This window comes from Kocuria sp. MNB10 (genome assembly GCF_054073685.1).
Window position 1 is genome coordinate 2,069,826 of the sequence record NZ_CM133411.1, and the last position, 20,030, is coordinate 2,089,855.

At 69.8% G+C, this 20,030-nt stretch carries 16 protein-coding genes; 11 read left to right on the forward strand and 5 right to left on the reverse strand.

What is annotated here, in order from left to right:
- Positions 1-71 precede the first annotated feature (71 nt).
- From guaB to ACW9PK_RS09400, 7 genes are all read left to right on the forward strand, one after another.
- A complete protein-coding gene (gene guaB / locus ACW9PK_RS09370; RefSeq protein WP_457017195.1) occupies positions 72-1,568 on the forward strand; it encodes an IMP dehydrogenase in 1,497 nt (498 codons plus the stop codon).
- A 43-nt stretch (positions 1,569-1,611) separates the two neighbouring features.
- Positions 1,612-2,733 (forward strand): GuaB3 family IMP dehydrogenase-related protein, encoded by a 1,122-nt coding sequence (locus ACW9PK_RS09375; protein WP_144998366.1) that lies wholly within the window; start codon positions 1,612-1,614, stop codon positions 2,731-2,733.
- A gap of 152 nt (positions 2,734-2,885) precedes the next feature.
- Positions 2,886-3,863 carry an SURF1 family protein gene (locus ACW9PK_RS09380; protein WP_457015641.1) on the forward strand — a complete coding sequence of 326 codons (978 nt, stop codon included), beginning with the start codon at positions 2,886-2,888 and terminating at the stop codon, positions 3,861-3,863.
- Positions 3,856-4,449: a DUF3817 domain-containing protein gene (locus ACW9PK_RS09385; protein ID WP_035965872.1), complete on the forward strand. Its 594-nt coding sequence runs from the start codon at positions 3,856-3,858 to the stop codon at positions 4,447-4,449. The genes ACW9PK_RS09380 and ACW9PK_RS09385 overlap by 8 nt, the downstream gene beginning before the upstream one ends.
- A 42-nt stretch (positions 4,450-4,491) precedes the next feature.
- Positions 4,492-6,090: a glutamine-hydrolyzing GMP synthase gene (gene guaA, locus ACW9PK_RS09390; RefSeq protein WP_085106437.1), complete on the forward strand. Its 1,599-nt coding sequence runs from the start codon at positions 4,492-4,494 to the stop codon at positions 6,088-6,090.
- 95 nt (positions 6,091-6,185) lie between these two features.
- A complete protein-coding gene (locus ACW9PK_RS09395) occupies positions 6,186-10,019 on the forward strand; it encodes a hypothetical protein (RefSeq protein WP_457015642.1) in 3,834 nt (1,277 codons plus the stop codon).
- Positions 10,009-10,410, forward strand: a complete 402-nt coding sequence (locus ACW9PK_RS09400; RefSeq protein WP_457015644.1) for a hypothetical protein — start codon at positions 10,009-10,011, stop codon at positions 10,408-10,410. Before ACW9PK_RS09395 ends, ACW9PK_RS09400 begins: the two co-directional genes overlap by 11 nt.
- Positions 10,411-10,498: 88 nt before the next feature.
- On the opposite strand, the gene cpaB is transcribed toward ACW9PK_RS09400, so the two are convergent.
- From cpaB to ACW9PK_RS09415, 3 genes are all read right to left on the reverse strand, one after another.
- On the reverse strand, positions 10,499-11,173 hold the full coding sequence (gene cpaB, locus ACW9PK_RS09405) for a Flp pilus assembly protein CpaB (protein WP_144998372.1): 675 nt from the start codon (positions 11,171-11,173) through the stop codon (positions 10,499-10,501).
- 222 nt (positions 11,174-11,395) lie between these two features.
- Positions 11,396-11,749 carry an FmdB family zinc ribbon protein gene (locus tag ACW9PK_RS09410; protein WP_131332502.1) on the reverse strand — a complete coding sequence of 118 codons (354 nt, stop codon included), beginning with the start codon at positions 11,747-11,749 and terminating at the stop codon, positions 11,396-11,398.
- Between the two features lie 68 nt (positions 11,750-11,817).
- Positions 11,818-12,456, reverse strand: a complete 639-nt coding sequence (locus ACW9PK_RS09415; protein ID WP_457015646.1) for a 5-formyltetrahydrofolate cyclo-ligase — start codon at positions 12,454-12,456, stop codon at positions 11,818-11,820.
- Between the two features lie 122 nt (positions 12,457-12,578).
- Between ACW9PK_RS09415 and galU the strand changes: the two genes are divergently transcribed.
- The 4 genes from galU to ACW9PK_RS09435 all read left to right on the forward strand — a co-directional run bounded on the left by galU (position 12,579) and on the right by ACW9PK_RS09435 (position 17,211).
- Entirely contained in the window at positions 12,579-13,487 is a 909-nt protein-coding gene (gene galU / locus ACW9PK_RS09420) for a UTP--glucose-1-phosphate uridylyltransferase GalU (protein ID WP_085106442.1), read from the forward strand.
- A gap of 13 nt (positions 13,488-13,500) precedes the next feature.
- Positions 13,501-14,145 (forward strand): GNAT family N-acetyltransferase, encoded by a 645-nt coding sequence (locus ACW9PK_RS09425; protein WP_144998377.1) that lies wholly within the window; start codon positions 13,501-13,503, stop codon positions 14,143-14,145.
- Positions 14,146-14,239: 94 nt separating this feature from the next.
- Entirely contained in the window at positions 14,240-15,190 is a 951-nt protein-coding gene (locus ACW9PK_RS09430; protein WP_457015647.1) for a hypothetical protein, read from the forward strand.
- An 80-nt stretch (positions 15,191-15,270) separates the two neighbouring features.
- On the forward strand, positions 15,271-17,211 hold the full coding sequence (locus ACW9PK_RS09435; protein ID WP_457015649.1) for a CYTH and CHAD domain-containing protein: 1,941 nt from the start codon (positions 15,271-15,273) through the stop codon (positions 17,209-17,211).
- Positions 17,212-17,398: 187 nt separating this feature from the next.
- Here ACW9PK_RS09435 and ACW9PK_RS09440 read toward each other — a convergent pair whose 3' ends face one another.
- A complete protein-coding gene (locus ACW9PK_RS09440; protein WP_457015650.1) occupies positions 17,399-19,177 on the reverse strand; it encodes an MDR family MFS transporter in 1,779 nt (592 codons plus the stop codon).
- Positions 19,174-19,794: a TetR/AcrR family transcriptional regulator gene (locus ACW9PK_RS09445; protein WP_260850630.1), complete on the reverse strand. Its 621-nt coding sequence runs from the start codon at positions 19,792-19,794 to the stop codon at positions 19,174-19,176. Before ACW9PK_RS09445 ends, ACW9PK_RS09440 begins: the two co-directional genes overlap by 4 nt.
- Positions 19,795-20,030: the final 236 nt, after the last annotated feature.

Genomic DNA, 20,030 nt, shown 5'->3' on the forward strand with positions numbered 1-20,030 from the left:
CGCCGTAGACTGGTGGGGACATTCTCGCGTGAAAGGGATTATTCGTGTCTGAACCCGTGCCCACGGCCCTCATGGACGACCCGTTCGGCTTCACCGGACTGACCTACGACGACGTGTTGTTGCTTCCCGGCAACACGGACGTGATCCCGTCGGAGGCGTCCACCAAGACCCGCTTGTCCCGCAGGATCACGCTGGAGGCCCCCGTGCTCTCCGCCGCGATGGACACCGTCACGGAATCGGCCATGGCCATCTCCATGGCCCGCCAGGGCGGGATCGGCGTGATCCACCGCAACCTGTCCATCCAGGACCAGGCGGATCACGTGGACCGCGTCAAGCGCAGCGAGTCCGGGATGATCACCAACCCGGTCACGGTATCCCCGGAGGCCACGCTCGCGGAACTGGACCGGCTGTGCGGCTACTACAAGGTCTCCGGTCTGCCCGTGGTGGACGAGTCCCAGAAGCTGCTCGGGATCATCACCAACCGGGACACCCGCTACCTGCCCGAGAGCGATTTCGAGACCCGGCTCGTGAGGGACGTGATGACCCCCATGCCGCTCGTCACGGGCAACGTGGGGATGAGCCGGGACGAGGCCCACAAGCTGCTGGCCACGCACAAGATCGAGAAGCTGCCGCTCGTGGACGACCAGGACCGGCTGACCGGGCTGATCACGGTCAAGGACTTCACCAAGGCCGAGCAGTACCCGCTGGCCACCAAGGACGACGAGGGCCGGTTGCGCGTGGGTGCCGCCGTGGGCTTCTTCGGCGACGGCTATGAGCGCGCCATGGCGCTCGTGGAGGCCGGGGTGGACGCCCTGTTCATCGACACCGCCAACGGTCACTCCCAGGGCGTGCTGGACATGATCGTCCGGCTCAAGAAGGACTCCGCCGCCGCCCACGTGGACATCATCGGCGGGCAGGCCGCGACCCGCGCGGGCGCCCAGGCGATCGTGGATGCCGGCGCGGACGCCGTGAAGGTGGGCGTGGGCCCGGGTTCCATCTGCACAACCCGCGTGATCGCGGGCGTGGGCGTCCCGCAGATCACCGCGATCAACGAGGCCGCCCAGGTCACCATCCCCGCGGGCGTGCCGCTGATCGCCGACGGCGGGCTGCAGTTCTCTGGGGACATCGGCAAGGCCCTCGTGGCCGGTGCGGACTCCGTGATGCTCGGCTCCCTGCTGGCCGGTTGCGACGAGTCCCCCGGAGAACTCGTGTTCGTGGGCGGCAAGCAGTTCAAGGCGTACCGCGGCATGGGCTCGCTCGGGGCCATGCAGTCGCGCGGCAAGAACACGTCCTACTCCAAGGACCGCTACTTTCAGGCGGACGTGGCCGACGACGAGAAGCTCATCCCCGAGGGCATCGAGGGCCAGGTGCCCTATCGCGGGCCGCTCGCGTCCGTGCTGCACCAGTTGGACGGTGGGCTGCGCCAGACCATGTTCTACGTGGGCGCGCACAGCATCGAGGAGCTCAAGCACAAGGGGCGGTTCGTGCGGATCACGCCGGCCGGGCTCAAGGAGTCCCACCCGCACGACATCACCATGACGGTGGAAGCCCCCAACTACAAGCGCTGATCGCGCCAGCCCCCGCGCTCTCCGCGCGGTGAAAGGATCCCTCGTGAGTTACGACATCGAAATCGGGCGCTCCAAGCGGGCACGCCGCACGTTCAGCCTGGACGAGATCGCCCTGGTGCCCTCCCGACGCACGCGCGATCCGCAGGACGTGAGCACCTCGTGGCAGATCGACGCCTACAACTTCGACATCCCCGTGGTGGGTGCGCCCATGGACTCCGTGATGTCCCCGGCCACAGCGATCGCCCTGGGCCGCTGCGGCGGTCTGGGCGTGCTGGACCTCGAGGGCCTGTGGACCCGCTACGAGGACCCGCAGCCCGTCCTGGACGAGATCGCGGACCTCAGCTCTGAAAACCTGCCGCAGGCCACGCGGCGGATGCAAGAGCTGTACTCCGCCCCGATCCAGCCCGAGTTGATCAAGGCCCGGTTGGCCGAGATCCGCGAGTCCGGGGTGATCGTCTCCGGCTCCCTGTCCCCGCAGCGCGTCGTGGAGCACTACCGCACCGTGCTCGAGGCGGGCGTGGACCTGTTCGTGATCCGCGGCACCACGGTCTCCGCCGAGCACGTCTCGCGCACCCAGGAGCCCCTGGACCTCAAGAAGTTCATCTATGACCTGGACGTTCCCGTGATCGTGGGCGGCGCCGCGGGCTACACCCCGGCCCTGCACCTCATGCGCACGGGTGCGGCGGGCGTGCTCGTGGGCTTCGGGGGCGGCGCGTCCCTGCGCACCGAATCCATCCTGGGCATCCACGCGGCCATGGCCTCGGCCATCTCCGACGTCGCCGCGGCCCGCCGCGACTACCTCGACGAGTCGGGCGGTCGGTACGTCCACGTGATCGCCGACGGCGGTCTGGGCACCTCGGGTGACATCGTCAAGGCCATCGCCATGGGCGCCGACGCCGTGATGCTCGGGACCCTGCTGGCCCGCGCGGAGGAGGCCCCGGGTCAGGGCTGGCTGTGGGGTCCCGAGGCCCACAACCCGCACTCACCGCGCGGTGTGCGCACCCACGTGGGGACCGTGGGTCCTCTGGGCGAGCTGCTCAACGGGCCCTCGCGCCATGTGGACGGCTCCTCTAACGTGATCGGTGCCCTGCGCCGGGCCATGTCCACCACCGGCTACTCCGAGCTCAAGGAGTTCCAGCGCGCGGACGTGGTGATCCGCAGCTGATCCCCCCGTGCCGGGCCGCGGGTGCGCCCGCGCTTCCGGCTCGGGAACCGGTGGCCGTTACGGACCCGTGACCCGTGGCCGTCCCGTGATCGGGGCTGCCCGTACCCCCGCTGATTTGGGAAACGTCCAGCCCGGAGCACTAGGGTTGAGGGGTGCTCAAGACCGCCCTGCGCCCCCGCTCCCTGGCTTTCCTGGTGGTCGCGCTGCTCGTGGCGGCACTGTTCGTGGTGTTGAGCATGTGGCAGTTGAACGCTTCCCTGCAGTCTTCCACTGTGGTGGATCCCGCCAAGGACCGGGTCTCGACCCTTGAAGACGTGGTCTCCCCGGGGGAGGCCACGACCGCTCAGCAAGCCGATCACATGGTATCCGCGGTCGGACGCTACGTCCCCGATTCCACGGTGCTGGTCCCGGGGCGGTTGCAGGACGGCAACCCTGGGTACTGGGTGGTCACCCAGCTCGCGATCCCCGAGTCGCAACAGCGCTGGGACGCCGCCGATAACGACGTCTCGATCGCGGTGGCCCGGGGCTGGGTCGCTTCCGCCGACCGGGTGCCGCGAGCGCCGTCGGACGAGATCCGGGTGATCGGCAGACTCCTGCCCACGGACTCCCCGCTACCGAGCGAGAACGTGCCGGCCGGGCAAGTCGCGTCCGTGGCGTCCGCGCAGCTGAGCAATCTGTGGGACGCGCCCCTGTACTCGGGGTACGTGGCCGCGTTCGCGGAGAACCCCTCGGCGGAACCGGCGCCCGTGACCCGGGAGGGTACGCTCGCGGTGTCGGCCGGGCTCATGGGGGAGGGGCTGGAACCCCTGCAGATCCAGCAGCAACCCGCGGACACCTCCGTGCACGCCCTGAACCTGTTCTACGCGATCGAGTGGGTCGTGTTCGCGGGCTTCGCGTTCTTCATGTGGTGGCGTTTCGTGCGGGACGACTACCTGCGCCGGCAGGACCCCGAGAAGTACTTCTACTTCGACGGCGACTACTTCTGGGACGAGGCCGAGCAGTCCTACTACTACTGGGACGCCCAGGACCAGTGCTACTACTACTTCGACGACCAACCCGCGGTGCGCACGGAATCGCGCACCCCGCCCACGAGTTCCACCCCGCGATCCCACGGAGCCAGTCATGAGTGATCACACGCCGCAGCCCGATTCCCAGCCCCGCCCGGTGCGCCGCACCGACGGCGTGCGGGTCACCGCGCCCGAGGACGCGAGCCCCGAGCGGGCGACCGTCCCGGACAGTGTGCGCGCCAAGGCCGCCGCGCTGAAACCACGACGGCGCTTCGGCGGGACCGAGGCGCAGATCCGCGGCGCGCTGACCTTCTACAAGGTGTGCGCGTGGATCTCGGGTACCTTCCTGCTGCTGCTCGTCGCGGAGATGATCACCCGCTACGGCTTCGGCTACGACCTGATCGCGGGCGGCACGGACAAGGCCACGGGGCAGAGCGTGGCCCTGGGCTGGCAGGACCTCGAGCTCGAGAACCTGGCCGGGGGCGTGAACATCTCCACGTGGATCCTGATCATCCACGGCTGGTTCTACGTGATCTACCTGCTCTCATGCCTGCGCGTGTGGTCGCTCATGCGCTGGCCGTTCGCGCAGCTGGTCGTGATGGCCCTGGGCGGTGTGGTGCCGTTCCTCTCGTTCATCGTGGAACGCAAGATCCACCGCTCCACGGAGGCCGAACTCGTGGCCAATCCGCGCGCCGCCCGGCGCTACTGAGACCGGGCGAGGGTGTCCGAGCGGTGTTCTAGACTTGTCCGCGTGAGTGAATCCCCTGACAACCTGAGCGAACTGGAGCAACGTCCGGTACTCGTGGTCGACTACGGCGCGCAGTACGCGCAGCTGATCGCCCGCCGGGTACGCGAGGCGAACGTCTACTCCGAGATCGTCCCGCACACCTGGTCCACCGAGAAGATCCTGCAGCGCAACCCCGCCGCACTGATCCTCTCCGGCGGCCCGGCGTCCGTGTACGCGCCCGGTGCGCCGCAACGGGACGCCGAACTGTTCGAAGCCGGCGTGCCCGTGCTGGGGATCTGCTACGGCTTTCAGATCATGGCCAACGCCCTGGGCGGGACCGTTGAGCGCACGGGTGTGCGCGAGTACGGGGCCACCGCCGCCTCGACCTCCGGGGACGGCGTGGGCACCATCCTGGACGGCACCCCGGACGTGCAGACCGTGTGGATGAGTCACGGTGACTCGGTCACCGCCGCACCCGAGGGTTTCACGACCCTGGCTACTACGGAGGGCGTCCCGGTGGCGGCCTTCGAGAACCGCGAGCGCAGGCTCTACGGCGTGCAGTGGCACCCCGAGGTCAAGCACTCCGCGTACGGGCAGAAGATCCTGGAGAACTTCCTCTTCGAGGGGGCCCAGCTCACGCCCACGTGGTCCACGGGCAACATCATCGAGGAGCAGGTAGCCGCGATCCGCGCCCAGGTGGGTGACGGCAAGGCCCTGTGCGGGCTCTCCGGCGGTGTGGACTCCGCGGTGGCTGCAGCCCTCGTGCAGCGCGCGATCGGGGACCGTCTCACGTGCGTGCTGGTGGATCACGGTCTGATGCGCCAGGACGAGGTCGCGCAGGTCGAGAAGGACTACGTGGCCGCCACGGGCATCAAGCTCCACGTGGCCCGCGAGCAGGACCGCTTCCTCGCCGCGCTCAAGGGTGTCACCGACCCCGAGACCAAGCGCAAGAACATCGGCCGCGAATTCATTCGCGCGTTCGAGGCCGCCGAGCAAAAGGTGCTCAGCGACGAGGCCCAGGACGGCCAGCCCGTCCGGTTCCTCGTGCAGGGCACGCTGTACCCGGACGTCGTGGAATCCGGCGGCGGCGAGGGTGCCGCCAACATCAAGAGTCATCACAACGTGGGCGGGCTGCCCGAGGACCTGCAGTTCGAACTCGTGGAACCGCTGCGCGCCCTGTTCAAGGACGAGGTCCGCGCCGTGGGCCGCGAACTGGGACTGCCCGAGAACATCGTGGGCCGCCAGCCGTTCCCCGGTCCGGGTCTGGGAATCCGGATCATCGGTGAGGTCACCGAGGAGCGCCTGGACATCCTACGCCGCGCGGACGCGATCGCCCGCGAGGAGCTCACGCGCGCCGGTCTCGACGACGACGTGTGGCAGATGCCCGTGGTGCTGCTCGCGGATGTGCACTCGGTGGGCGTCCAGGGGGACGGTCGCACGTACGGCCACCCCGTGGTGCTGCGCCCGGTCAGTTCCGAGGACGCCATGACCGCTGACTGGTCCCGCTTGCCCTCCGAGCTGCTCGCCCGGATGTCCAACCGCATCACCAACGAGGTCGAGGAGATCAACCGGGTGGTCCTGGACGTCACGTCAAAGCCGCCGGGAACCATCGAGTGGGAGTGAACCCCACCGCGTAGAGAGCCATCGTCAGTTGCGGTGCGCCGGTCCGCCCCATCCCCCGTGGTGAGCAGACCGGCGCACTCGTGAGTAGGAGCACCATGTCGACACCCGCCCCGGACCGTTCCCGAACAACCCCCCAGGACACGGGCGCCACGGGCGAGCGTGAACACCCCCGCGTGTCCCTGCGTTCCTGGACCCAACAGATGGACGCCTACACGGGCCCGGACACCCTGCTGGACTTCAACCAGGTGGACAACGTCTGCATCGATCTCACCGAGGCCAACTCCTCGGGGCAGGCACAGTTGCTCATGGGCCGTCCCACCCGGCTGTCCACGATGATCCACCAGGACAGCCCCGCGTACGAGCGCGCCGTGCGCTCGGCCCGGGCGCTGCGCACCAAGGTCCACGAGCTGTCGGTGATGCACGGTCTGGACGCCTCCTACCTGGCCGCGGGCACGGCGTCGTGGCTTGCCGATCCCGTGGCGGACGGGTTGCGCCGGTTCATCGCCCCGGTCCTGCTCGCCCCGGTCACGGTCAAGTTGCGCCCGGACCACAAGGACTTCGAATTGCACATCGTGGGTCCCGCCCACCTCAACCCGGCACTCGTGCGTCGGCTGCGCGAGGACCACGGCGTGGAACTGGCCACGGCGGAGATGTCCCGGCTCGCGTACGGCACCCGCAAGTTGGACCCCGCGCCCGTGCTGGAGACCCTGCGCCAGCTCGCGGCCCACGTCCCGGGCATGCACGTGGAACACCAGTTGCTGGTTTCCACGTTCGCGGATCTGCACGAACGTCCCGCGGACGAGCACGTGGTCGCGCACACCCAGTTGATCGAGGACCTCGCCCGGCTCAAGAACCCCGAGGTGGGCAAACTGCCAGTCGTGCGCCCCCTGACCGATCAGGCACCCGGTCTCGACGAGCGCGACCCCGCCCAGGAGCTGCTGCTCACGGACCTGGACGCCAATCAGCAGGAGATCGTGGACCTCGCCGAACAGGGTGAGAGCTTCGTGGTCGCTACACCCGTGGGCACCGCCGCGGTGGACACCGTGGTCTCCACGGTCGGCGCGCTCGTGCACCGCGGCCGCAGCGTCCTGGTGCTCGGCGAGTCCCGCACCACGCTCGCCGCGTTCAACCGCGCGTGGAACCGCACCGGCCTGGACTCCCTCGTCCTGCCGCTGGGCTCCCACCTGAGCCCGGACGACGTCGCCGAGCGGCTCGTGCGCGCCGTCGCCCGCAACGAACGCGCCGAGCAGCCGCAGCTGGAACAGCACCTGGACGCCCTGCAGCGCAGCCGCGAACAGCTGCGGGTGCACGAGGAATCCCTGCACGCACTGCGTCCCCGCTGGCAGGCCTCGCCCTACGAGGCCATGCAGGCGCTCGCGGAACTGACCGCGCGCACCCCCGGACCGCAGACCGCCGTGCGGTTCCGCCGTTCCGTGCTGGACGCCGTGTCCCACCGCAGCGAGGTGCAGCGTCAGCTCCAGCGCGCCGCGACCCTCGGCGCGTTCGACGCCGCGGCGCTCGCGAGCCCGTGGCACGGTGCGCGGCTCGTCAACGACGACGAGGCCCGTGAGGCCCACGACCTCGCCAAGTCCCTGCTGCTCGAACTGACCACCCTCAAGACGGCCATGCGCCACGTCCTGGGGGTCTCGGGGCTGCGCGTGGGCTCGACCATCGGCGAATGGGAGCAACAGCTCGAACTCGTGACCGAGGTCGGGGAGTCGCTCGAGTACCTCACACCGGACATCTACGACCGGCCCGTGACGGACCTGATCGCCGCGACGGCCTCCGCGTCCTGGCGGCGGGACCACGAGATCGAGCTGAGCGGGCTGCAGCGCTCCCGCCTGCGCAAGGCCGCCAAGGAATACCTCCGACCCGGCGTGCACCTCTCGGACCTGCACTCGGCGCTCGTGAAAGTGCAGTCCGAACGGGACAGGTGGCGCGAATGGGCCACCACGCTCGAACAGCCCGCCGTCTCGGACCGCGCCGGGGAGACCCTGCAGATCCATCGCCGGTTCCGCGAGGACCTCGAGGGGCTCGCGATCGCACTCGAGGGCTCGCGCACTGCCGCGCGCCTGGAGACGGCCGGGGTGGACGAACTCCAGGAAATCCTGGACGAACTGATCAACGACGAGGCCCACCTCGCGACCCTGCCCGAACGCACCGTGTTGCTCGACGACCTGCGGGCGCGCGGGCTGGGGGAGTTCCTGCAGGATCTCGAGACCCGCGCGGTACCCGCCGAGCGCGTGGGCGAGGAACTCGACCTCGCGTGGTGGCAGTCCGTGCTCGAGGCCATGATCAGCGGTGATGACTTCGTGGCCATGCCGGACGGTTCCGAGCTGCGCCGCACGGAATCCGTGTTCCGCCGCGCCGATTCCGCCCACATCGCGGCCGCACCGGCGCGACTCGAGTACGCGCTGGCCGAGCGTTGGGCGCGGGACACCAAGCGCAACCCCCGGGAGGCCCGCGCGCTGCGGGACATGCTGCGCAGCGGTCACGTGCGCACCGAGGAGCTGGACCGGGTCCAGCACCTCACGCCGTCGCTCGTGCCCGTGTGGACCGCGAGTCCGCTCGTGCTCACCGCCACGCTGGGGGAGGAGCAGTCCGTGGACACCGTGGTGGTCCTGGACGCCGAGTCCACCCCGCTCGCGGCCACGCTGCCCGCGCTCGTGCGGGCGGATCAGGTCATCGCGTTCGGTGACCGCAACGCCGCGGGTCCTCAGCCCTTCACGGTGGCCCCGCACGTCGCGGCCCGGGACACTCCGCAACCCGTCGCGGACATCGACTCGGCGTACGACGCACTGACCCGCGTGGTGGACTCCCGGTCCCTGACCTCGGTGCGCCGGCCCATGGACCCCCGCTTGTTCGACTACCTCAACGACGCGTTCTACGACGACACCCTGACCCGCGTGCCGCAGGCCTCGGAACTGACGAGCGTGAGCACGGGGATGTCCGCCGAGTACGTCGTGAACGGCGTGGGCGTGCTCACCGCGGGCAGCGAAGGGGTGCAGGCACCCACCGCAGAGGTCCACCGCACCGTGGACCTGGTCTTCGCCCACGCCGAGCGGCACCCCGAGCGGTCCTTGGCCGTGGTCACCGCGAGTGCGATGCATGCCGCCCGCGTGGCCCAGGCCGTGCAGCGTCGACTGCGGGAGACCGGTGAGTCCGCCGAGTTCTTCGCTCCGGGGCGGGAGTCCTTCCGCGTGGTCGAGTTGCACCGGGCCGCGGGGATCGAGCGGGACACCGTGATCTTCTCGCTCGGCTTCGGGCGTACCACGTCCGGGCGCAGCACCCCGCAGTTGGGTGCACTGTCCGAGCGGGACGGGCGCCAGGCGTTCGTGCGCGGGATGACCCGCTCGCGTCGCCATACGCACATCGTCACGTCCATCCACCCCAAGGACACCGAGCCGCGGCGGCTGCAGAACGGCGCCAGGGACATGTACCACATGCTCGAGATCCTCTTTGGAGAGGACACCACGTCGGAGCGCGCGGTGGCTCCCGCCGAGGACACCGACGCCGCCCCGGATGCTTTGGTCGCTGATCTCGCCCGACGGCTGCGGGGCGCCGGAGCCACGGTCCACACCGGCTACGCCCACATGATCGACATGGCCGCGTACGCGGAGACCGAGTCCTTGTCCGCGGGGGCTGTCACCCAGCGTGCGGCCACGGGCGAGCCCGTACGCATCCCGGTGGCGCTGCGCTCCGACGGGTCCGAGCGCAGCCGCGCGCTGAGCGTGCGCGAACGCTCGCGGCTCATCCCGCAACAGCTCGAACGCGCGGGGTGGAACTACGTGAGCCTGTGGTCCGTGGAGGTCTTCACGGACCCGCAGACCGTGGCTGGTCTCGTCCAGCGCTACCTCGGCCTGGGGCCCGATGCGGGGTCCGACTCGGAGACCGACGCGCGGAGAGTGAGCGGTTCGCGTGACGACTGATCGCCCGGCGGGCCGTCCTAAGTCCTCGTGGGACGGCTGGGACGCCGGGGACGGGCGCTCGCGGGACGAGGCGGCGCCGAAAGAGGTGGCTCGGGATCCTACGCGGGGCCCAAGGCCCACGGATGGCGAGGACGCCCCGGGCGCAGCGGTCACCTCGTCCGAGGGCGCCCCGGATGGTGCCACTTCCGACCAGCCCGGGGGACGCCGCCGCCGCGGCCACCGCCGCGCGACGGGCGGAACCGCGCCGGACGCGGAGTGCGCGCTGCGCACCACTGAGTGGGGTGCGGGCTCCGATGAGCTGGGCGGCGACGCCCCGGACCCCCGGGAGGCTGCCGCGGAGAGCGGCCACGCGCAGTGGTTGAAACAGCAGCGCCCGCCCCACTGGGGATGAACCGGCTGCCGGAGGGATCCGGTGGTGATTCCACCCGAGTCCGTATGACCTCGACCCGGGGCAGGGTTTTGCATGATCCCGCGTTCCCTCACGACGACACCAGGACGAGGGACACCCGACCCGTCCCATCGAGCGTGGCCAGTTCCGCGGCGGTCTCACGGGACGCCGCCAGGACCACGAGCCCGGCATCCCCGTCGGTGCCCGACGCGGAGAGCAAGGACGAGGTGTCGGGGGAGCGTGGGGTCGCGGCCCACAGCACGGTGACCGATTGGGCCACGGTGCGACCGCGCCCGTTCGAGGCATCGTCGGTGTGGTGCACCACGTCCACCACGTCACCCGGTCGGACATGTCGTAGCACCGCGGGATCGCTCACCCGCACCGTCGCAGCGGTGGTCCCCTGGGGCTGACCCGTGAGCACCCCGGGGCCCAGCACGGTGGACGGTGTCACGGGTTGCCCCGCGGTCAGGGCGATCGTGGTGGTCTGCCCCGCGGCGTCGTCGGGACTGCTGAAGGCTGACGCGGGGGTGAGGGCGGACGGGAACTCTGCGACCGTGAGGTCACCAGGCGCAAGGGACTGGCCCGCGGGGATCTCCCGGGCCGCCGTGACCACGGGTGTAGTCTGCGCGCTCGGCGGGGCGAGTCGCAGGATCACGAGCGTCAGGGCCAGGGCACACAGCGCGGCGGCCACGAGGCGGTGGCGGCGCCGCACCGCGGTGCGGACGCGCAAAGCCAGCGGATAGTGCGGACGGGATCGGGAGCGCATACCCGGACGCTAGGCGGGCGGCGTCGTCGTCCCGGAGCGGCGTGGTGGATCGGTGGAGACCGGGGGTGGGCTCAGCGCTGAACACTCACCCGTGCAGTGCGCTCGCCGCGGTGAGAATCAGGCATGCGCCGGTCTGTCGACCCGGGTCCCGTCGTGCAGGGACGCCGCGCTGGTCCGGTCAGCAGCGGGCCCGGCGGAAGTGACCGTGGGAGCGACGTCGACTCAAGACGCGGAGGTCGACCCGCTCGCGGTCGAGGCGGAGGATGAGCTCGTGCCGCTGCCGGAGGTGGCGGACGCAGCGGTGCCGGAGTCCTTGCCTGCGCCCTTGTCCGCGGCCGGGGTCGCGGTGGCATCCGCCGATCCCGAGGTGCCGGAGGAACTCCCGCTCGAGGAGGAGTCCGAGCGCGAGTCGTTGCGGTAGAAACCGGAACCCTTGAACACCACGCCCACCGAGTTGAACTTCTTCCGCAACCGACCGCCGCATTCCGGGCACACCGTCAGGGCGTCGTCGGAGAAGGACTGACGGATGTCGAAAGCATGGCCGCAATCTTTGCAGGCATAGGCGTAAACGGGCACGGGTGTTCCTTCGAGGGGTGAGGGTGGTTTACCGACCTCACATCCTACTCGCCCGTCCACGGCTGCGATCACTGCCCGGAGGGCCCCAGGGGCACGACGCCGCGTTCCGTGAGGACGCTGCCGAGCACGGCATCGTGCGCTTCGCGGGGGACGGTCCCCGCCGGCAGCACCTCGTCCGCGAAGCAGCAGGCCATGGCCTCCAGCCGGTGCTGGGTCCCCGTAACGCGCGGCAGGAACCGGTCGTAGTACCCGCCCCCGAAGCCCAGCCGCACACCGGCCTCGTCCACCGCGACCACCGGCACGAGCAACACCCGCACCGCCGTGAACACCTCCGCCCCGTGCCGTTCCCCGGCGGGTTCGAGCAGCCCGGGCAACGCCCCCTGGACCAGAGGGGCATCCGGGTGCCACTGCACCCAGCTCAACTGCCGCAGGGGTTCCACCACGGGCAACCAGACCCGGTGGCCGCGGTGATGCGCCTGCGTGAGCGCGGACAGCAGGGGCGGCTCGTCCGGCAGCGGCAGGAACGCAGCCAGGTCACCCGTCCCGGTCCCGGCGAGGACGCGCGCCAGGTGCTCCGCGAACCCCGTCTCCGCCCGGTGCCGTGCGGCCGCCCCACGACGACGCCGCCGCGCCAGGATCCGTGCGCGCAATCGCGCCTTGTCCTCGGGGACCGGGGATGCGTCCGCGGGGGATGCCGTGGGGTCCATGCGTCGTCGACCGTCCTTCCCTGTTCACCGTTGGGAGTACATTTCCCGAGAATTCTCGCATTCCCGGTATCACACGGGCGTTGGAACGCGGGCGCCCGTGTGCGGTCGTTTACCCTGATCCCATGAGTCGTGAAGAGACCAAGCGCGTACACAAGGCCGTCATCCCCGCCGCGGGGTTGGGCACCCGATTCCTGCCCGCCACCAAGGCCATGCCCAAGGAAATGCTGCCCGTGGTGGACCGCCCGGCCATCCAGTACGTGGTGCAGGAAGCCGTGGACGCCGGCCTGGACGACGTCCTCATGATCACCGGCCGCTCCAAGCGCGCCCTCGAGGACCACTTCGACCGCGTCCCCGCGCTCGAGGCGCAACTGGATGCGTCCGGTAAGAAGGCCCTGTTGGCCGAGGTCGAGCACGCGTCGGACCTGGGCGAGATCCACTACCTGCGGCAACAGGACCCCAAGGGGCTGGGACACGCGGTGTTGCGTGCCCAGACCCACGTGGGCGACGACCCGTTCGCGGTGCTGCTGGGCGACGACCTGATCGACGAGAAGGAAGACCTGCTCGCCCGGATGATCCGCGTGCAGGAGCGCACCGGCGGTTCCGTGGTGGCCCTCATGGAGGTGCCCCGCGAGAACATCAGCGCGTACGGCTGCGCGGACGTCACCGCCGTCGAGGGGGAGGACTACGTCCAGGTCAACGGCCTCGTGGAGAAGCCCGCGCCGGAGGACGCCCCGTCCAACCTCGCGATCATCGGCCGCTACGTGCTGCACCCGGAGATCTTCGAGATCCTCGAGAACACGGCCCCCGGTCGCGGTGACGAGATCCAGCTCACGGATGCCATGCAGACCATCGCGGACCGCGGGGATGCTGCCCACGGCATGTACGGCGTGGTCTTCAAGGGCCGCCGCTTCGACACCGGGGACAAGCTGTCCTACCTCAAGGCGAACATCGAGCTCGCGTGCGAACGCGAGGACCTCGGTCCGGGCCTGCGCGCCTGGATCAAGGACTACGCCCGCGACCTCGAAGGCTGAGGTCCCCACCTTCGTGAACACGGCTGCAGAATGGCCGGTCACCCTTCAGTGGGCGCAGCTCGTGCTGCGCCCACTGGCCATGAGTGACCGCGGTGAATGGGACCGGGTGCGCTACCGCAACAAGCAGTGGCTCGAACCGTGGGAAGCGAGCAACCCCGAGGCGGACGGCGCGGCGCCGTCGTTTCGTGGTTTCGTGCGCTCCATGACCAAGCAGGCGCGGGAAGGGCAGACCCTGCCGTGGCTGATCACCGAGCAGGACCCCGGGACCCGGCGCCACGAACTCGTGGGGCAACTGACCGTCTCGGGCATCACCCTGGGTTCGTTCCGCTCCGCGACGTTGGGCTACTGGGTGGACGGCGCGCAAGCCGGGCGCGGGATCGCCCCCATGGCGGTGGCCATGGCCACCGACTACTGCTTCGAGCACCTGCGGTTGCACCGGATGGAGATCAACATCCGCCCGGAGAATGCCAAATCACTGCGGGTCGTGGAGAAGCTGGGTTTCCGGGACGAGGGGCTGCGCCCGCGGTTCCTGCACATCGCGGGTGACTGGGCGGACCACCGAAGCTTTGCGCTCACCGCGGAGGAGGCCCCGGAGGGGCTCGTTCGTCGGTTCACGGGCGAGGACCGAGGGATCACCGTCCGGCGCGCGTCTCGCTGACAGTCATGGGAAAAGGCCCCGGACGGCGTCATAACTGCATCGAATTACATTGATGTGAGCAACACGCGTTTGCGTTGCGGGGGATCACGGCGCGGTGTCCTACGCTGAGACGGTGGGATTGTCGTGGGTGAGCAGTTCGGCCGTATTGGCCATTATCATCGTGCTGTGCGTCGTGCGGTTCGCACCGCGCGTGGCTCGGCGCACGAACGCTCCTGTTCGTGCCCAGGTGGAGGCCCCAGAGCTGCAGACCGGTGCCGTGATCCACAGGCAGGAGCGCGTGGGCGCGGAGTCCACTACAGTGCACACAGTAGCCTCATCACACGTCCACGAACGGGAGACGAAAGCCATGGAGACAACGGCACCCGCGCCGGGCGCGACCACAGTCCAGCGCGGTTCCCTGGCGGGGCTGCGGATCAAGTGGGACCGCACCATCATCTTCCTCACCGGGGTGTTGCTGCTCCTGGCCGCCGTGGTGAGCGCTCTCGCCGCACCGCTGACCTCCGTGTCCTGGGCCGTACCCGTGGTCCTGTTCCTGCTGGGCGCCGGGTGCGTGGCCGGTCTGCGCTACCTCGCCGTCACCGACCGTGAACAGCGCGCCGCCGCCCGTCCCGTCACCGCGGACGTCGCCCCCGTGCAGTACGCGATCTTCGACAACGAGGACGAGGACCGCCAGGAAGCCGCTCAGCACGACCGCGAGCTGCACGCGTCCCTGGATCTGCCCGTGGACGGTGAACAGCCCGCCACCGGAACCGCCGAACGTCCCGCGGAACCCGTCTACACCGTCGCTGAGTTGCGCGCCGAGGCCCTCAAGGTAGCCCGCAGTGCGGCACCGGCCGCGTCGAGCGCCACCACGTGGCAGCCGGTCCCGGTGCCCAAGCCGCTCTACACGCAAGCGCCCGTGGTCGAGCGCAGCGAGCCGGAACCCCTCCGCGTGCCCGAGCGCCCGGCAGCCCGTTCAACGTCCCTCAAGGAAGCCATGCGCGCCGGCGAGCAGGAGCCTGCGGCGCTGAACCTCGACGACGTGTTGAAGCGACGTCGGGCCTGAGAACTCTGCAGAACATTCGTTGACAGCAACGCGCCGCGGCACCCGACCAGGGCCGCGGCGCGTTCCACACAGGGAGCACCATGGTCACCCAACAGGTCGAGATCGAACGCAAGTACGATGTTGCGGGGCAGCGCACCCCCAGGCTCAAGCTGCACAAGCTCAAGAACTTCACCGTGGGTGATCCCGTGGAGCACGAGATGAGCGCCACGTACTACGACACCGCCGATCTCGCGCTCGCGCACGCGAAGGTGGCCGTGCGGCGTCGTACGGGCGGCAGCGACGACGGCTGGCACGTCAAGTACCAGGCTGGGCAGGTGCGCGGGGAACTGCACTACGAGCCGCTGAAGACCTCGGCGCAGCGGATCCCCGCCGCGCTGCGCAAGGTCCTTACCGGCCTGACCCTGGGCGAGGAGCTCACCCCGGTCGCGACCATCAACACCCACCGCACGGTGTACCCGGTGCTCGGGGAGGACGGTCAGTACGCGGAGCTGTGCCTGGACGCGGTCAGCGCGCGCGACGAGCGCGGCCGGGTCACGCGGGAATGGTCCGAGTGCGAGGTCGAGCTCACGCGCGACGACCTCACCCAGAAGCAGGCGCGCACGGTGTTCGAGGCCGTGGAGTCCGTGCTGTACGCGGCGGGGGCGGCGCCGTCGTCCTCGGTCGCGAAGATCGCCCGCGCCCTGGGCCAGGACGGTGGCGACTCGGTGCGGGTCGTCGCCCCGGAGCACGCCGCAGAGGCCGGTGCCTCCGACGACGCCGCCCTCCCGGACCACGCCAGTTCCGGCACCGATGACGCCACGTCCTCGGACGGTGGTGTGAACGAAACAGATGCCGCGAAGGCGTCGACGGAATCGGAGCGGGGTTCGGCCAGGAAGTCCGAGATGACGGGCGATGCGGAGACGGACAAGGACTCCGGCAAGAAGCCGGGCAAGAAGGCCAAGGCCGAGAAGACCGGGAAGAAGTCGAAGAAGAGATCAGGGAAGTCCTCGGACAAGGACTCGCAGGCCCCCGCTGCTGCGGAGCCGGAGCCCGAAACGGAGTCCGAGCCGACCGGAGCGGACGTTCTCGCGGCGATGCTCGCCCGCCTGACCGGGGAGCTGCAGCGGTGGGACTTCGCCGTGCGGATCGACGCCCCGGACTCGGTGCACCAGTTGCGGGTGCGCTCGCGGGCGTTGCGGGCCGTACTGCAGGCCGCGCGTGGGTTCGTGACCGAGGACGTCGTCGCGGATCTTGAACAGCGCCTCAAGGGTGTTGCCAGGGTCCTGGGTGATGCCCGCGATCAAGAGGTCGCCCGTCAGCGACTCGACGTGTTGCTCGAGGCCCAGCCCTCCGGCGTGGTGACGGAACAGGCCAAGCAGGAACTGCGTGCCGCGGCCGACCAGCTCGGCGTGGTGGCGGGCCGCACCGTGCGCCGGGAACTCGACGGTGCCGCCTACCTGCAACTCGTGCGGGACCTGCGAGCGCTCGCGGCGGGCCAGGACATCACCGAGGACGCGGCGCAACTTTCGGCCAAGGACTTCGCCAAGACCGTGCTGGGTGCCGCGTTGAACCGTGTGCTCGTCTCCGCCAACGCCAAGGTCCCGGACGCCGATGTCGCGACCGACGTCAGCGACATGGCTGCCGAAGTGGGTCGACGCATCACCCTCCCGGGTCTGGACGCAATGCAGACCGCCGCGGCGTTCGACGTGGTCCACGAGACCCGCAAGGCCGCCAAGTCCGCGCGGTACGTGTCCGAGGCACTGGGGCACGCCCACGCGAAGGCGGGCAAGAAGCGGGTCCGTGCGGCCGTGGTGGCCAAGGACTACCAGGACGATCTGGGCGTGATTACGGACGCCGCCGTCATGGAGGAGTGGTTGGCCCGGGCCAGCCGGTCCTTCCAGCGCACGGGCAAGGACCGCTACGCGGTGGGCCTGCTGCACGGGATGGAGCTGTCCGACCTGCGGGACGGGATGCTCGAGGCGCCGGAGATCCTCGAGGATCTGGTGGAGGACCTGTGCGAGGTACTGCCGTCGGAGGACTGACGAGCCCCGCCCCGCCCCTGGGGTGGATCCCAGGGGCGGGGCGGTGCTGTCGCGCGGTTGCGGGCCCGTGATGTCGGGCACTGCATTCGTGGCGGGGCCGTCTCGCCTCAGCGCCCGCCCGGTCAACGCGGAGCGGCTGGTCCCGGGGTGCGAACGGCGTGCATCACTCGGATCCCGGAGCGCTCTTTCAGGCCCGGTGGCGCGGCGCCGGGCGGCCACCGCGTCGGCCTCTGCGCGGCGGGCGGGCCGCGGTCTGCGTGGCTGTCGACGCCTGCGAGGTCTCCCGGGTTCGCGGGAACTCAGAGGCGGCACTGTCCGTCACGGTCCCCGGCTGACGAGGGGATTCTGCGGGGCGGTCCGAGGCGCCCACTGCCGCCTGCGACTCGGTGGCGGTGGCCTCGACCGTGGAGATCTCGCCCGTGCTCAGGTCCACGCGGGTGGCCAGGGGCTTCTCCTCCACGAACAGCAGCAGCACGAACGCGAGCACCGCGAGCGGGATCATGAACAGGAAGATGGGCAGCAGGGCGTCGTTGTAGGACTGGATCACCGGGTCGCGGAACATCTCCGGCAGCCCGTGCACGCTCTGCGGGGTGAAGGAGTTGGCGTCCATCGCCCCGGCGGACTTGTCCGGGATCTTGGGCAGGTTCTCCGCCAGCAGGTCCTTCAGCCGGGAGATGAACAGCGAGCCCACCACGGCGGAGCCCACGGTGGCTCCCACCTGGCGGAAGAAGTTGCTGGAGGCGGTGGCGGTGCCCACGATCCGGTTGGGCACCGAGTTCTGCACGATGAGCACCAGGATCTGCATGCTCAGCCCGATGCCCGCGCCGAACACGGCGAGGAACACGCACATCCGCACGGTGGAGTCCGAGACCTCCAGGGTGGACAGCAGCCACAGGCCGATACCCATGATCACCATGCCCACCAGGGGGAACAGCTTGTACCGGCCCGTGCGGGAGACGATCTGGCCCGAGACGATCGAGGTGATCAGCAGGGACGCCATCATGGGGGTCATGAGCAGACCGGCCTGGGTGGCGTCCACGCCCTTGACCATCTGGATGTAGGTGGGCATGTAGCCGATCGCGCCGAACATGGCCACGCCCACCGCGAGCCCGGACACGGTGGTCAGGGTGAAGTTGCGGTCCTTGAACAGGGACAGGGGGATCACGGGGCTGCTCGCGCGGGTCTCGGCGATCACGAAGGCGATGGCCCCGGCCAGGGTGGTGGCGCACAGCAGCAGGATCTGCGGGGAGTTCCAGTCGTACTGGGTCCCGCCCCACGTGCACACCAGGATCAGGCACGTGGTGGCACCGGCCAGCAGGATCATGCCCAAATAGTCGATGCGTTCGCGCTCCTCGCGGGGCCGCCGGGGCAGCTTGAGGAACACGGCCACCGCGATGATGGCCAGGATGCCGAGCGGGATGTTGAAGGAGAACGCCCAGCGCCAGCCGGGACCCTCCGTGATCCAGCCGCCCAGCAGCGGCCCGGCCACCGAGGACACGGCGAACACGGCGCCCATCACGCCCATGTACTTGCCGCGCTCACGGGCGGGGACCACGTCCGCGATGGAGGTCTGGGCGAGGATCATCAGACCACCGCCGCCCAGGCCCTGCACCACGCGGGCGGTGATGAGCCAGCTCATGGTCCCGGCCGCCGCACCCAGGGCGGAGCCCGCGATGAACAGCACGATGGCCGCGATCAGCAGGGGCTTGCGGCCGAGGAGATCGGAGATGCGGCCGTAGACCGGCATCATCACGGTGGAAGCCAGGATGAAGCCGGTGATGACCCAGCTCATGTGGTCCACACCGCCCAGGTCTCCCACGATGGTGGGCAGGGCGGTGGAGAGGATGGTCTGGCTGAGGGACGCGAGCAGCATGACGACCATGAGGCTCGCGAACAGCAGTCCGAGGTGGGGTGGTTTCTCGTCCACAGGAGGGCTGGATACAGCCCGGGTGGCGGTGGCGGTCATGAGATCTCCTTGAGAGCGGTGCGGAAGACGCCGATGGCGTGGTCGAGCGCGCGCTGGATGGCGGCGTCGTCGGGTGTGGTGGCCAGATGCGTGTTGGTACGGAACACGAACTTGATGACCGAGCCGGCCAGCAGGACGAACGCGTGGGTCGTCTCCTCCGAGCGGGGAGGGGTGTCGCGCGCGGAGTGTTCGGTGACGGTGGAGACCACGAGGTTCTCCACCGCGGTGATGTGCATCCCGATGCGCCGTTTGAGGTCGGGGTGGGCGCACACCAGTTCACGACGGCGCGTGGCCAGTTCCGGGGGTCCTGTGGCGTCCCGGAGGACGTCTACGAACAGGCGCACGGTGCGAGCGAACTCGTCCCCGGCGTCAGGATCCGTGTAGCGCTCGCGAGCGGCCTCGGACAGTCGCGGCGGGGTGAGCCCCAGCATCGCGTCCTCCTTGGACGAGTAGTAGTTGAAGAACGTCCTGCGGGAGACCCCGGCACGTTCGGCAATGGCTTCCACAGCGGTGTCGGCGTAATTCCCCGACGTCGCGAGCTCCAGCGCGGCGCGATGGATCTCCGCGAGGGTGCGAACACGGTGGCGTTCACGCAGGGAGAGATGGGATTCAGGCACGACGAAAATCCTATGCACGAGTGCAAAGTTGCACAAGTGCAACGAGTGCACGGGTGAAGTGAGTTCCGCCACGACGTGCGGGGTGTGACCGGCAGCCAACCCGGGTCCTTTAAGACGCATGCGATGCCCACCCGGGCCCTCTCGGACGCACCCGGTACCCACCCACCCGCCCGCTCCTGGCCGCCGCGGCAGCCGGACTGCACAACACCTGGGGCCCGAAAATGCACGGATTCTCG